This window comes from Herbidospora sakaeratensis, from assembly GCF_001570525.1.
Classification (GTDB): Bacteria; Actinomycetota; Actinomycetes; order Streptosporangiales; family Streptosporangiaceae; genus Herbidospora; species Herbidospora sakaeratensis.
Window position 1 is genome coordinate 214,023 of sequence record NZ_BBXC01000011.1, and the last position, 12,455, is coordinate 226,477.

Consider the following 12,455-nt stretch of genomic DNA (forward strand, 5'->3'; position numbering starts at 1 on the left):
GTCAAACACCGAAACCATGGGAAAGCCAGCTCAGCGACCGCCGACCGGAATCTCGAACCAGACGGCCTTCCCGTCGGGGGTGGGCCGGGAACCCCAGCGCCGGGCCAGCTGGTCGACCAGGTAAAGCCCTCGCCCGCCTTCGTCGTTCTCCCCGGCGCTGCGGATGCGGGGCAGCCGGAGATCCTGGTCGAACACCTCGACCCAGATCGACTCCCCGCCGCGGCGCAGCCGGAGCGTGAACTTCTTCTCGGGGTCGGCCGCGGCGTTGAGGGCGGCGATGCCCTCGCGGCCGAGGTCGAGATCGAGGTCGACTTCGAGCTCCGGGAAATCCCATGACTCGTCGAACGGCAGCGGCGGCCCGTCGAGCACGAGCTCGCGGCGCGGCGCGCTGGCCGACGCGGCGTGCAGCACGACGTTGGTGACCACCTCGGAGACGAGCAGGCAGGCCAGCTCGCCCTTCTCCTCGGGGATGTTCCAGCGCTCGAAGGCGTTGCGGGCCATGCGCCGCGCCTCACCGACCATGATCGGCTGGGCGGGGTAGTCGGACTCCTCGAACTCCAGCTCGCCGCCGCCCGACCGGACGACCAGGATCGCCATGTCGTCGTCGATCTCACCGGGCACCGCGCTGGTCGCGGCGTCGGCGATGCGCTCGACCGGCTCGTCGGTGATCTTGGAGATCTCGTCGCAGAGCACCCGCACGGCCTCTTCGAGGTCGCGCGACGGGGTGCCCGACTCGCGGTGGGGGCGCCGGTCGACCAGGCCGTCGGTGTAGAGCAGCAGGGTGGCGCCCGGGGGCAGCACCCGCGTCTCCTCCTTGTAGACCAGGTCGGCGTGGACGCCGGTGGCCCGTACGCCCAGCGGCTTGCCGACGTCGCCGATGTCGAGCTCGGTGACCGAGCCGTCGACGATCAGCAGGGGCGGCGAGTGGCCGGCGTTGGCGAACGACAACTCGCGCGACCAGGCGTCGTAGACCATGTACTGGCAGGTGACGATCGGCGGGCTGGTGACGTCGGCGCCGAAGTCGTCTTCCTCCGGAGAGGCCAGTATGCGGGTCCACTCGTCGAGGCGGGCCAGGATGTCGGCCGGAGGCTTGTCGTCCTGCGCGAAGGCCCGCAGGGCGGCGCGGAGCTGGCCCATCACGGCGGCGGCCTTGGCGCCGCGGCCCTCGACGTCGCCGATCACGATGCCGACCCGGCCGGCCGAGAGCGGGATCACGTCGTACCAGTCGCCGCCGACCTGGGTCTGGATGCCCTGGCCGTGGCTCGACAGCGGGGCGGCCGGCAGGTAGCGGACGGCGATCTCGAGCCCGTCGAGCTTGGGCAGCTCGCGCGGCAGCAGGTGCTTCTGGAACGACTCGGCGGTGTGGCGCTCCTCCTCGAACAGGAGGGCGTTGTCGACGGCGATGGCGACCCGGGTGGCGATGGCCCCCACGAAGTCGCGGTCGAAGGCGTCGTAGTGGGGCGAGCGCCGGTCGGTCAGGTTGGACATCGTCAGGTACATCAGCCCGAGGGACTCGCCGCGGGCGCACAGCGGCGCCACGATCGCCGAGGTGACCCCGACCTCGCCGTCGACCCGGGCCGCGCCCTCGCTGATGGAGGGGTAGCTGACCTGGGAGAAGTCTTCGACCAGGATGGTCTCCTGGCGGCGCATCGCGCTGTCGGCGTAGTGGCCGATGGGATAGCGGATCTCGGCGCCGACGGGCTTCCAGGTGTCGGCCGGGGGCTGCCAGCCGCCGACGTGGGTGGAGACCTTGCGGACCAGCCGCTCGCCCTCCATCAGCTCGATGAAGCAGTGGTCGGCGAACTGCGGGACGAGCATCTCTGCGACCCGGTTGAGGGTCTCCTCGACGTAGAGCGAGCCGGCCAGCCGCTCGCCGATGCGCTCGAGCAGGCCGAAGCGGTCTTTCTCCCGCTCGTTGCTCTTCATCGCCTCGCGCGCGGTGATCACGATGCCGGTGACCGAGCCCGAGGTGTGCCGCATGGGCACCGCCTGGGCCCGCACGTAGATCAGCGTGCCGTCGTGGCGTACGACGTCGAAGGTGCCCTCCCACACGTTGCCCTTGAGCACGTGTTTGGCGAGCTCGACGCCCAGCGGGTGGTCACGCTCCATGATGCTGATGGAGATCGTGTCATCACGCCCGTGGGCATAGCCCGGCCGGCCGAACAGCTGCTCGGCGAAGGGGTTCCAGTAAAGGACGTTGCTGAACCTGTCGGTGACGACGACGGCCAACTCCGCCTGGTCGAGCACCGCGCCCGCGGAGAGGTGGTCGGTCGTGTCCTGCGACAGGTCCCCCCAACGCTTCATCCGACGACCACTCCTAGGAGAACAGAGCTGGACCCGTGGGGATCAGCGCTTGGAGACGAAAACGTGTGCTGCGACATCGCGCGGAAGCTCCGCGAGGTTGTTGTCAGCCTGTTCGTCACCAGTCACCCGCACACCGTCGTCGCTCGCCGCGAGCGTCACCTCGCGTCCGGGTTGTATCCCAACTTGCTTGAGTTTAAGCATCACAGCGGGATCGCTTTGCACTTGTTCGCTAATTCGGCGCACGACAACGGGTATATCTCTGGGCCCCGCGACGTCGGCCATAGGCGAGACCTGCTCAATTTCCGTCAAACCGGACGCGCCCAGTTCTTCGAGCCCCGGGATGGGGTTCCCATGGGGGCAGACGGTCGGGTTGCCGAGGAGGGCCACCAGGCGCACCTCGACCTGTTCCGACATGACGTGTTCCCAGCGGCACGCCTCGACGTGGACGTCTTCCCAGGGCATGCCGATCACCTGGGTAAGCAGGCACTCGGCGAGACGGTGCTTGCGCATGACGCGGATCGCCTGCTTGCGCCCCGCCTCGCTCAGGGTCAGGTGGCGGTCGCCCTCCACCTTGACGAGCCCGTCGCGCTCCATGCGGGCGACGGTCTGGCTCACGGTGGGACCGCTCTGCTGCAGCCTCTCGGCGATCCGGGCGCGCAGCGGGACGATCCCTTCCTCTTCGAGCTCGAAGATCGTGCGGAGATACATCTCCGTGGTGTCGATCAGGCCGTGTGCGGTCAACGGTCATCCTCCCGGTCCTGTTCGATGCTACGACCCGCAAGCGCGTTCCCGCCGACCTTACTGGTCCAGAACAGCACCTTGGGCAACAGCCGGACGACCGAAAAGCTTCCACGCTAGGAACCGACCCGGTAGTGGCGGAACGACTTCACCGACAGCCCCACGGCGAACACGCTCACCGCGCACAGCAGACCGCCCCCGACCCAGGCCGGGACCAGCCCGAACGCCGAGGCGGTGGCTCCCGCCCTCAGGTCACCGAGGCGCGGCCCGCCGGCCACCACGACGAAGAACACGCCCTGGAGACGTCCGCGCATCTCGTCCGGCGCGTACGTCTGCAGGATGGTCTGCCGCCAGACCGCCGAGACCAGGTCGGCGAACCCACCGACGGCCAGCAGGGCCACGCACAGCCACAGGGGCTCGGCCAGGCCCGCCAGGGCCACGCTGAGGCCCCACAGGGCGATCACGACGGTGAGGGCCACCCCCTGGCGGCGTACGCGCCCCACCCAGCCGGAGAAGACGCCGCCGATGACCGAGCCGAGGGCGATCGAGGCCGACAGCGCGCCGAAGGCGAACTCCGAGCCGTCGAAGCGTTCGGCGGCCATCTGGGGGAACAGCGCCCTCGGCAGGGCGAAGGCCATCGCCACGATGTCGACGGCGAAGCTCATCAGGACGATCGGGCTGGTCATGATGTAGCGCAGCCCCTCGACCACGGCCTTCGGGCCGGGCGCGGTCACCTCGCCGAGGGGGGCCAGGGCGGGGAGCCGGTAGGAGGCGTACAGGGTGGCGGTGAACAGGACGGCGTCGATGGCGTAGGCGACCGAGAAGTCGGTGGTGGCCAGGATCACGCCGCCGAGGAGCGGGCCGAGCACCGAGCCGAGGCTGGAGAACAGGAAGCTCAGCGTGTTGGCGGCCGGCACCAGGTCGGTCGGCACCAGCCTGGGCACGATGGCCTGCCGGGTGGGCGAGCTGACCGCGAAGCCGCTCGACTGCACGAACACCGCCGCCATGATCACCCACACGCTCTTGGCGGTGAGCGCGTTGACCAGCAGCGCGATCGTGGCCACCCAGGTGAACACGGAGCTGATCAGCAGCAGTCTGCGCCGGTCCATGGCGTCGGCGACCGCGCCGCCCCACAGCCCGAAGACGACCAGCGGGACGAGGGCGACCGGCCCCATCATGCCGACCCAGAACGACGACTTGGTGATCGAGTAGATCTCGGCCGCGACGGCGACCCCGGTGAGCTGGAACCCGATGAACCCGACGGCCTGACCGGCCAGGAGCCTGCGGTACGCGGGGATGGCCACCGGCCGGGTGTCCGCGAAGTGCCGTCCGAGTGCCGCCCTCACCTTGCTCACGGGGGGACACCCTACTCATGGGAGAAATATCACCTATTTCCGGGTTCGTCCCGTGACGAGCCCACCCACGAGGGCGGGCCGATCCTCCCGCCCGGGACCGACGGTCTCACCGCCGCCGCCCCCACCCTGTGGACAACCCGGCCGATGAAACCCCGCCGTCGCCGACCGCCTGGGGCCCACCCCAGCCGAACCGACCCCGCCTCACGGCGCCAGGCGGTCGACCGTCCAGCCGTCGCCCGTGCGGCGGTAGCGCAGCCGGTCGTGCATGCGGTCGCCCCGGCCCTGCCAGAACTCGATCTCGCTCGGCATCACCACGAAACCGCCCCAGAAATCGGGTACCGGAGGATCTTCCGGCCATCTCTCCGCGAGTTCGTTGTAGCGGTTTTCCAGGTCCTCCCGGTCGCGCACGACGGCCGACTGCCGGGAGGCCCACGCGCCGATGCGGGAGCCGTAGGGACGCGACTGGAAATAGGCCGCGGTGTCCTCGCGGGAGAGGCGCCGGACGCGGCCCTCCACGCGAACCTGGCGGCTCATGGCATGCCACGGGAACACCAGGGCAGCACGAGGGTTCTCGGCCAGGTCGCGGCCCTTGCGGGACTCGTAGTTGGTGAAGAACGTGAAACCTTGCTCGTCGGCGCCTTTCAGCAGAACTGTCCGCGCCGAGGGTCTTCCCCCGGCCGACGCCGTGGCGAGCACCATGGCATTGGGCTCCGGAACTTCGGCGCTCACCGCGTCGTCGAACCAGACGGCGAACTGCGTCATCGGATCGTCGGCCACGTCGAGCAGAGGTTCGCCCTGGTAGTTGCGCCGGAGCCCGGCGAGGTGCGATGCGCTGTCCACGGAACGGTATTCTTGCGCGCTTGACAGACGTCGGACACACCAGCCCTAACCAGGGACGACGGCGTTTGGGAGGGACCGGAGGCGACCCGCCACAACCCTGGGGGTTAAATTGACCCGCCGGTATCTCGACATCAAGGCTTTGGACTTCACAAGAGAGGGAGGCGGCCGGGAATGTCCGACTTCAAACCCGGGCTCGAAGGCGTCGTAGCTTTCGAGACGGAGATCGCGGAACCGGACAAAGAAGGGGGCGCCCTGCGGTATCGGGGCGTCGACATCGAAGAACTCGTGGGCCGCGTCCCCTTTGGGAACGTGTGGGGCCTGCTGGTCGACAACGAGTTTTTGCCGGGGCTGCCCCCGGCTGAGCCGTACCCCGTTCCAGTCCACAGCGGTGACATCCGGGTCGACGTCCAGAGCGCGCTGGCCATGCTGGCCCCGGCTCTCGGCTTCCGCCCGCTGCTCGACATCTCCGACACGCAGGCCCGCGACGACCTCGCGCGCGCGTCGGTGACCGCACTGTCGTTCGTGGCCCAGTCGGCCCGCGGCCTCGGCAAGCCGATGGTGCCGCAGGCACAGGTCGACCAGGCCGAGAGCATCGTCGAACGGTTCATGATCCGTTGGCGCGGTGAGCCCGATCCGAAGCACGTCAAGGCCATCGACGCCTACTGGACCTCGGCCGCCGAGCACGGCATGAACGCCTCGACGTTCACCGCCCGCGTCATCGCCTCCACGGGCGCCGACGTGGCCGCCTCGCTGTCGGGCGCCGTCGGCGCCATGTCGGGTCCGCTGCACGGCGGCGCCCCGGCCCGTGTGCTGCACATGATCGAAGGCGTGGAGAAGCTCGGCGACGCACGCAAGTGGGTGCAGAACGAGCTCGACTCGGGTCAGCGCCTGATGGGCTTCGGCCACCGTGTCTACCGGGCGGAAGACCCGCGCGCGCGGGTGCTCCGCCGGACCGCCAAGGAGCTGGGCGCGCCCCGCTACGAGGTCGCGGCCGCACTTGAGACGGCCGCGCTCGAGGAGCTGCACGCCCGCAAGCCCGACCGGGTGCTCGCCACCAACGTCGAATACTGGGCCGCGGTGATCCTCGACTTCGCCGAGGTGCCCGCCTCGATGTTCACCTCGATGTTCACCTGCGCCCGCACCGCCGGGTGGGCGGCGCACATCCTGGAGCAGAAGCGCACGGGCAGGCTCGTCCGCCCCAGCGCGACCTACACCGGGCCGGCCTCCCGCTCGATCAACGAGGTGCCGGGCGCCTCCGGGATCACCCCGGTCTGACCCTTCTTTTCGTGAGGCTCGCGTCCCGCTCCGGGACGCGGGCCTTTTCGTTTCTTTGCCGGAGGCCCGGAGCCCCGGCGGGAGAGGGTGTTTCGCGTCTCATTTTCCATCTCAAAGGCTGGACCGGCGCGTACACCGTTTCGTGACCTCACTAATGTGGGACACGTGGCTGACATCGTGATCCCCAATGACATCAAGCCCGCCGACGGCCGCTTCGGCTGCGGGCCCTCCAAGGTCCGCACCGAGCAGCTGGCCGCCCTGGCGGCCTCCGGAGCGAGCCTCATGGGCACCTCCCACCGGCAGAAGCCGGTCAAGAACCTCGTCGGCCGGGTCCGCGCGGGCCTGTCGGAGCTGTTCTCCCTGCCGGAGGGCTACCAGGTCGTCCTGGGCAACGGCGGCACCACCGCGTTCTGGGACATCGCGTCCTTCGGCCTGATCCGCGAGAAGTCGCAGCACCTGCACTTCGGTGAGTTCTCCTCGAAGTTCGGCGCCGTCGTCAAGAAGGCCCCGTGGCTGGCCGACCCGTCGGTGATCAAGTCCGACCCCGGCACCCACCCGCTGCCGGTCGCCGAGGAGGGCGTCGACGTCTACGCGCTCACCCACAACGAGACCTCGACCGGCGTCGCGATGCCGATCGAGCGGGTGGGCTCCGACGGCCAGCTCGTGCTGGTCGACGCCACCTCGGGCGCGGGCGGCCTGCCGGTCGACGTGTCGCAGACCGACGTCTACTACTTCGCGCCGCAGAAGAGCTTCGCCTCCGACGGCGGCCTGTGGATCGGCCTGTTCTCCCCGGCCGCGCTGGCCCGGGTCGAGGAGATCGCGGCGACCGACCGGTTCGTGCCGGAGTTCTTCAGCCTGCCGGTGGCGATCGACAACTCGTCCAAGGACCAGACGTACAACACCCCCGCGGTTGCGACGCTGTTCCTGCTGGCCGACCAGCTCGACTGGATGAACGGCAACGGCGGCCTCGCCTGGACGACCGCCCGCACCGCCGACTCGGCCGCCCGGCTCTACCAGTGGGCCGAGAAGACGTCCTACACGAGCCCGTTCGTGGCCGACCCGGCGCAGCGCTCCAGCGTCGTCGGCACGATCGACTTCGACGACTCGGTCGACGCCGCCAAGGTCGCCGCGACCCTGCGCGCCAACGGCATCGTCGACACCGAGCCCTACCGCAAGCTGGGCCGCAACCAGCTGCGCATCGCGATGTTCCCGGCGATCGACCCGGCCGACGTCGAGGCCCTGACGGTCTGCGTCGACTACGTCGTCGAGCGTCTCTAGTTCTAATCCGAAGGCCGCGAGGACGCCCTCGCGGCCTTCGTCATTCCGTCGACCGCCGCCACGACCGCCGCGCGGTGGCGCTCCCGCCTCGCCTCGTCGTGGGGGCCGCCCAGGGCGCGGATCGCGGGCGGGGTGAGGCTCCACGCCTGGGCCACGGCCAGCGCGATCATCAGGACGTCCATGCCGCGTTCGGCGTCGACCCCGAGGGCGGCCGCGAGCTCCCCCGACTTGTCGAGGTGGGCGGCCAGTTCGGCCGCGGAGGCGTCGGGCTTCTCCAGGGTCTTCCACTGGGTCAGCCGCAGCAGGCCCGGGTCCTCGGCGAACCGGTCGAACAGCCGGCCGGCGTATCCCGGCAGGTCGCCGGGGGTGAACGGGATCAGGTCGGCCAGCACGCGGTAGCGGGCGTCGATGACCGCGTCGAAGAGCGCGTCCTTCGAGCCGAAGTAGGCGTAGATGGCCTGCTTGTTGGCCGAGGCGGCCGAGGCGATGCGCTCCACGCGGGCCCCGGCGAGGCCGCGTTCGACGAACTCGTCGTAGGCGGCGTCGAGCAAACGGGCACGGGTGGCGGCGGAGTCGTAGACCATCACGTGCTTGAGTCTAAACCAACTGTTTGGTTTGCTATAAATAAACCATCCGGTTGGATTTATTGCTCAGAAGGAGATCGTCCATGACGTCTGCGATCGTGACCGGCGGGGCCTCCGGCATCGGGTTCGAGACCGCACGCGGCCTGGTCGCCGCCGGGATCGACGTGACCCTCGCGGTCCGCGACCTGGACAGCGGGCGGCGCGCCGCCGCCGAGCTGGGCGGCGGCGTCGAGGTGGCCCGGCTCGACCTGGCCGACCTCGCAACGGTCCGCGCGTTCGCCGCGAAGTGGGACCGGCCGCTCGACATCCTGGTCGACAACGCCGGGATCATGGCGCTGCCGGAGCTGACGCGCACCGGCGACGGCTGGGAGCTGCAGTTCGCCACCAACCACGTCGGCCACGCCGCGCTGACCCTGGGCCTGCACGACGCCCTGGCCGCCGCCGGCGCCGCGCGGGTCGTCGTGGTCGCCTCGGCCGCCCACCTGATGTCGCCCGTGCACTTCGACGACATCCACTTCGAGCGGCGGCCGTACGACCCCTGGGAGGCCTACGCCCAGTCGAAGACGGCCAACATCCTGTTCGCCGTGGGAGCGGCCGAGCGGTGGAAGGGCGACGGGATCACCGTCAACGCGGTGCACCCCGGCGGCATCATGACCAATCTCCAGCGGCACCTCGACGAGGCCGCCCTGGCGTTCGTCGGCGCCAAGGACGAACACGGGAACACCCTCGCCGTGCCGCCGGGCTGGAAGACGCCGCAGCAGGGCGCCTCGACGTCTCTGCTGGTGGCCACCGGCCCGGTCGACGTGACCGGGCGCTACTTCGCCGACGACCGGGAGGTGCCGGTCGGGCCCGAATTGGCGGCCTACGCGGCCGACCCCGCACTGGCCGACCGGCTCTGGGAGGTGACCGGCCGGATGCTGGCGGCCTAGTACACCTAGTCGAGGGAGGGCGGCGGAACCCAGCCGGGCGGCTGCTCCGCGGGAGCCCGTCCGGCCCGCCGGGCCAGTTCGTCGAGCAGCCGCAGGGCGTCGTCGAGGTCGACACTCTGCGCGAACCTGGACAGCACCGGAGAGCGGTCAGGGCTCTCCGCGAGGGCCGTCAGCATCAGCTCGGTCAGGTGTTCCTCACGCGACTTCGTGGCGCCGTAGCGGAACGCCTTGCGTTCGGCGGTCCGGAACAGCAGCCGTTTTCGCACCAGCCGCTCGGCGACGGTCTGGATGGTCGTGTACGCCCACGGTTTCTCGGCCCGCTGGTTCAGCAGCGCCTGTATTTCGCGGATGAGCAGCGACTCCTTGGCGTCCCACAGAACGTCCATGATCGCGCGCTCCAGGGGCCCCAGGTTCACGAAATCGATTCTGTCAGGCTCTTCGCAGGTCGCGCCATGCGAACAGTGATGCGATCGTGCTCATTCGATGCTCGCGGTCGAGACTCGCGTAACGGGCGGCTTCCTGCGCCGCAGCACCCACGCCGCCAACACGCCGCCGATCAACCCGAACAGGTGGCCCTGCCACGAGATGCCCGTCTCGCCCGGCAGCACGCCCAGCAGGATCGACCAGTAGAGCGCGGCGACGATCACGCCGAGGACGATGTCGAGCAGCCGGAAGTCGAACAGGCCGCGCGCCACGACGTAGCCGAAGTAGCCGAAGACCAGGCCGCTGGCGCCCAGCGTGGTCGAGCCGGCCGCGCTCACCACCCAGACCCCGAGGCCGCTGACCAGGATGATGATCAGGCTGGCCCCGAGGAACCGGCCGAACCCGCGCATGGCCGCCAGCGAGCCCAGGATCAGCAGCGGCAACGAGTTGGCCATCAGGTGGGGGAATCCGACGTGCAGGAACGGCGCGGTGAAGATGTGGGCCAGCCCTTCGGGCTGGTGCGCCTCGATGCCGTAGTCGTCGAGGAAGCCGTCGCCGACGTAGTCGACGACCTCCAGCACCCACATCAGGCCCACCAGCAGCACCATCAGCAACACGGCGCCGAAGACTCCGGCCAGCAGGCCATGCACCTTCTGGGCGGTCGTGGGGGGAGTCTCGTCGCTCATGCCATAACGGTACGCAGTTCTCGTCATGAACGCGGAGTTCCCCCCAGCCGGTCGATCATTCACCCCGCCATACCGGCGTCCTCTTCTCGGCGAAGGCGGCGGCGCCCTCCATGGCGTCCTTGGAGCCGAAGATCGGGTTCATGATCTCCGATTGGCGGGCGAACATCTCGTCGAGCGGCCAGTCGACCGACTCGACGACGATCCTCTTGGTGCCCGCGAGCGACAGCGGCGCGTTCTGGGCGATCTTCCCGGCCAGCTCCTTGGCCGCCGCGACCGCCTCGCCCTCGGCCACGACCCGGTTGACCAGGCCCAGCTCGTAGAGGCGCTGCGCCGGGTAGAAGTCGCCGGTCAGGGCGATCTCCATGGCCACGTGGTAGGGGATGCGGCGGGGCAGCCGCATCACGCCGCCCGCGCCGGCGATCAGGCCGCGCTTGGGCTCGGGCAGCCCGAACTTGGCCGACTCGGCGGCCACGATCAGGTCGCACGACAGGGCCAGCTCGAACCCGCCCGCCAGGGCGTAGCCCTCGACGGCCGCGATCAGCGGCTTCTTCGGCGGCGACTCGGCCAGGCCGCCGAACCCGCGGTCGGGCACGAACGGCATGTCGCCGGTCAGGAAGCCCTTCAGGTCCATGCCGGCGCAGAAGGTGCCGCCCGCGCCGGCCAGGACCAGGACCGACACGTCGGGGCGGGCGTCGAGCTCGTCGACGGCCGCCGCGATGCCCTGGGCGACCGCGCCGTTGACCGCGTTCTTGGCCTTCGGCCGGTTGATCGTCAGGACGGCCACGTTGCCGTCGACCTCGACCAGTACTTCATCGGACATGGCGAGTCTCCTTACTTGGGCTGGAAGCGGATGCCGCCGTCGAAGCGGATGACCTCGCCGTTCATGTAGTCGTTCTCGATCAGCGAGCGGACCAGGTGGGCGAACTCGGCGGCGGTGCCCATGCGCTTCGGGAACGGCACCGGCGCGGCCAGGTGGGCCTTGAACGCCTCGGACTCGGGGCCGGAGCCGTAGATCGGGGTGTCGATGATGCCGGGGCAGATCGTCAGCACCCGCACCCCGATGGCGGCCAGGTCGCGGGCCGCCGGGAGGGTCATGCCGATGATGCCGCCCTTGGACGCCGAGTAGGCCACCTGACCGGTCTGCCCCTCGATGCCCGCCACCGACGCGGTGTTGATCACCACGCCGCGTGCGTTGTCGGCGTCGGCGGGCTCGGTCTTGGCCATCGCGGCGGCGCCGATGCGCATGAGGTTGAAGGTGCCGATCAGGTTGACGTCGATCACCTTCCGGTACGCCGCCAGGTCGTGCGGCGAGCCGTCACGGTTGACCGTGCGGGAGGCCCATCCGATGCCGGCGCTGTTGACCACCGCCCGCAGCGGCTTGCCCACCGCGACGGCGGCGTCGACGGCGGCCTGCACGGAGGCCTCGTCGGCGACGTCGGTGCGGACGAACAGCCCGCCCAGTTCGTCGGCCAGGGCCTTGCCGCGCTCTTCGTTGAGGTCGGCGATGACGACGGTCGCGCCGATTCCGGCCAGCTCACGGGCGGTGCCCTCACCGAGCCCGCTCGCCCCGCCGGAGATGATCGCTACACAGTTCCTCAGGTCCATACGCGGACCATAACCAAAGAACCGAATGAAGTTCTACTCGGGGTGGCCCAAAATCGCGGTGTCGACGTCGGGATAGACCTTGATCCGCCGGTCGAGCCCGGTCGTGCGCAGAATTCGCGCCACGGGCGCCTGCGGCGCGGCGAGCGTCACGCCGCCGCCCTCGCTGGTGGCCAGCCGCCACGCCTCGATCAGCACGCTGAGGCCGCTGGAGTCCATGAACGAGAGCGACGTGAGGTCGAGCACCAGCACGGCGCCGTCCTGTTTGATCGCGTCGCGCACCTCGTCGCGCAGGAAGGGGGCGGTGAACAAGTCGAGCTCGCCCTCGACGGCCACCACCACGGCACCGGAGAGTGATCTCCGGGCAAGCCGCAGTTTCATTGTCGAACCTCCTCCGCGAGGCCCACTTTACTGGTGCATCACCGTGAGTGAGGTCCTTGA

The 12,455-nt window shown here is 69.8% G+C and carries 13 protein-coding genes; 3 read left to right on the forward strand and 10 right to left on the reverse strand.

Translation table 11 applies throughout. The annotated features are described in order from the left end of the window. Positions 1–30: 30 nt before the first annotated feature. The 4 genes from AW271_RS16995 to pdxH all read right to left on the reverse strand — a co-directional run bounded on the left by AW271_RS16995 (position 31) and on the right by pdxH (position 5,237). Complete coding sequence (locus tag AW271_RS16995) at positions 31–2,304, reverse strand: ATP-binding SpoIIE family protein phosphatase (protein ID WP_062337861.1); 2,274 nt, start codon at positions 2,302–2,304, stop codon at positions 31–33. A gap of 42 nt (positions 2,305–2,346) precedes the next feature. Next, positions 2,347–3,045, reverse strand: coding sequence for an iron-dependent transcriptional repressor DtxR (locus AW271_RS17000; RefSeq protein WP_062337863.1), 699 nt, complete (start codon positions 3,043–3,045; stop codon positions 2,347–2,349). A 113-nt stretch (positions 3,046–3,158) separates the two neighbouring features. After that, on the reverse strand, positions 3,159–4,397 hold the full coding sequence (locus tag AW271_RS17005; RefSeq protein ID WP_062337865.1) for an MFS transporter: 1,239 nt from the start codon (positions 4,395–4,397) through the stop codon (positions 3,159–3,161). Positions 4,398–4,598: 201 nt separating this feature from the next. Continuing rightward, complete coding sequence (pdxH, locus tag AW271_RS17010; RefSeq protein ID WP_062337866.1) at positions 4,599–5,237, reverse strand: pyridoxamine 5'-phosphate oxidase; 639 nt, start codon at positions 5,235–5,237, stop codon at positions 4,599–4,601. Between the two features lie 171 nt (positions 5,238–5,408). On the opposite strand from pdxH, the gene AW271_RS17015 reads away from it, so the two are divergent. Together AW271_RS17015 and serC are read left to right on the forward strand one after the other, a co-directional pair. Beyond that, positions 5,409–6,512 carry a citrate synthase 2 gene (locus tag AW271_RS17015; protein WP_062337868.1) on the forward strand — a complete coding sequence of 368 codons (1,104 nt, stop codon included), beginning with the start codon at positions 5,409–5,411 and terminating at the stop codon, positions 6,510–6,512. Positions 6,513–6,677: 165 nt separating this feature from the next. Next, on the forward strand, positions 6,678–7,790 hold the full coding sequence (gene serC, locus AW271_RS17020) for a phosphoserine transaminase (protein ID WP_062337870.1): 1,113 nt from the start codon (positions 6,678–6,680) through the stop codon (positions 7,788–7,790). A gap of 2 nt (positions 7,791–7,792) precedes the next feature. Here the strand turns inward: serC and AW271_RS17025 are convergent, their stop codons facing one another. Next, on the reverse strand, positions 7,793–8,374 hold the full coding sequence (locus AW271_RS17025; protein ID WP_062337872.1) for a TetR/AcrR family transcriptional regulator: 582 nt from the start codon (positions 8,372–8,374) through the stop codon (positions 7,793–7,795). An 83-nt stretch (positions 8,375–8,457) separates the two neighbouring features. Here AW271_RS17025 and AW271_RS17030 point away from each other — a divergent pair, with 83 nt between their 5' ends. Next, complete coding sequence (locus AW271_RS17030) at positions 8,458–9,303, forward strand: SDR family NAD(P)-dependent oxidoreductase (protein ID WP_062337874.1); 846 nt, start codon at positions 8,458–8,460, stop codon at positions 9,301–9,303. A 5-nt stretch (positions 9,304–9,308) separates the two neighbouring features. Here AW271_RS17030 and AW271_RS17035 read toward each other — a convergent pair whose 3' ends face one another. The 5 genes from AW271_RS17035 to AW271_RS17055 are packed head-to-tail and all read right to left on the reverse strand — an operon-like array spanning position 9,309 to position 12,395. After that, entirely contained in the window at positions 9,309–9,719 is a 411-nt protein-coding gene (locus AW271_RS17035; protein WP_062337876.1) for a BlaI/MecI/CopY family transcriptional regulator, read from the reverse strand. A gap of 60 nt (positions 9,720–9,779) precedes the next feature. Then, complete coding sequence (locus AW271_RS17040) at positions 9,780–10,412, reverse strand: rhomboid family protein (RefSeq protein ID WP_083976755.1); 633 nt, start codon at positions 10,410–10,412, stop codon at positions 9,780–9,782. A gap of 55 nt (positions 10,413–10,467) precedes the next feature. Then, on the reverse strand, positions 10,468–11,232 hold the full coding sequence (locus AW271_RS17045; RefSeq protein WP_062337878.1) for a crotonase/enoyl-CoA hydratase family protein: 765 nt from the start codon (positions 11,230–11,232) through the stop codon (positions 10,468–10,470). Positions 11,233–11,243: 11 nt separating this feature from the next. Then, the gene (locus tag AW271_RS17050; protein WP_062337880.1) at positions 11,244–12,017 is read right to left on the reverse strand and encodes an SDR family NAD(P)-dependent oxidoreductase; all 774 of its coding nucleotides are present in this window, start codon (positions 12,015–12,017) and stop codon (positions 11,244–11,246) included. A 33-nt stretch (positions 12,018–12,050) separates the two neighbouring features. After that, positions 12,051–12,395, reverse strand: a complete 345-nt coding sequence (locus tag AW271_RS17055; protein ID WP_030451563.1) for an STAS domain-containing protein — start codon at positions 12,393–12,395, stop codon at positions 12,051–12,053. Between the last annotated feature and the right edge of the window lie 60 nt (positions 12,396–12,455).

Bases quoted from the DNA above. Each gene is read 5' to 3' on its own strand.
- AW271_RS16995 (WP_062337861.1), bottom strand. From the start codon at position 2,304: ATGAAGCGTTGGGGGGACCTGTCGCAGGACACGACCGACCACCTCTCC.
- AW271_RS17015 (WP_062337868.1), top strand. From the start codon at position 5,409: ATGTCCGACTTCAAACCCGGGCTCGAAGGCGTCGTAGCTTTCGAGACG.
- AW271_RS17025 (WP_062337872.1), bottom strand. From the start codon at position 8,374: ATGGTCTACGACTCCGCCGCCACCCGTGCCCGTTTGCTCGACGCCGCC.
- AW271_RS17030 (WP_062337874.1), top strand. From the start codon at position 8,458: ATGACGTCTGCGATCGTGACCGGCGGGGCCTCCGGCATCGGGTTCGAG.
- AW271_RS17040 (WP_083976755.1), bottom strand. From the start codon at position 10,412: ATGAGCGACGAGACTCCCCCCACGACCGCCCAGAAGGTGCATGGCCTG.
- AW271_RS17045 (WP_062337878.1), bottom strand. From the start codon at position 11,232: ATGTCCGATGAAGTACTGGTCGAGGTCGACGGCAACGTGGCCGTCCTG.
- AW271_RS17050 (WP_062337880.1), bottom strand. From the start codon at position 12,017: ATGGACCTGAGGAACTGTGTAGCGATCATCTCCGGCGGGGCGAGCGGG.
- AW271_RS17055 (WP_030451563.1), bottom strand. From the start codon at position 12,395: ATGAAACTGCGGCTTGCCCGGAGATCACTCTCCGGTGCCGTGGTGGTG.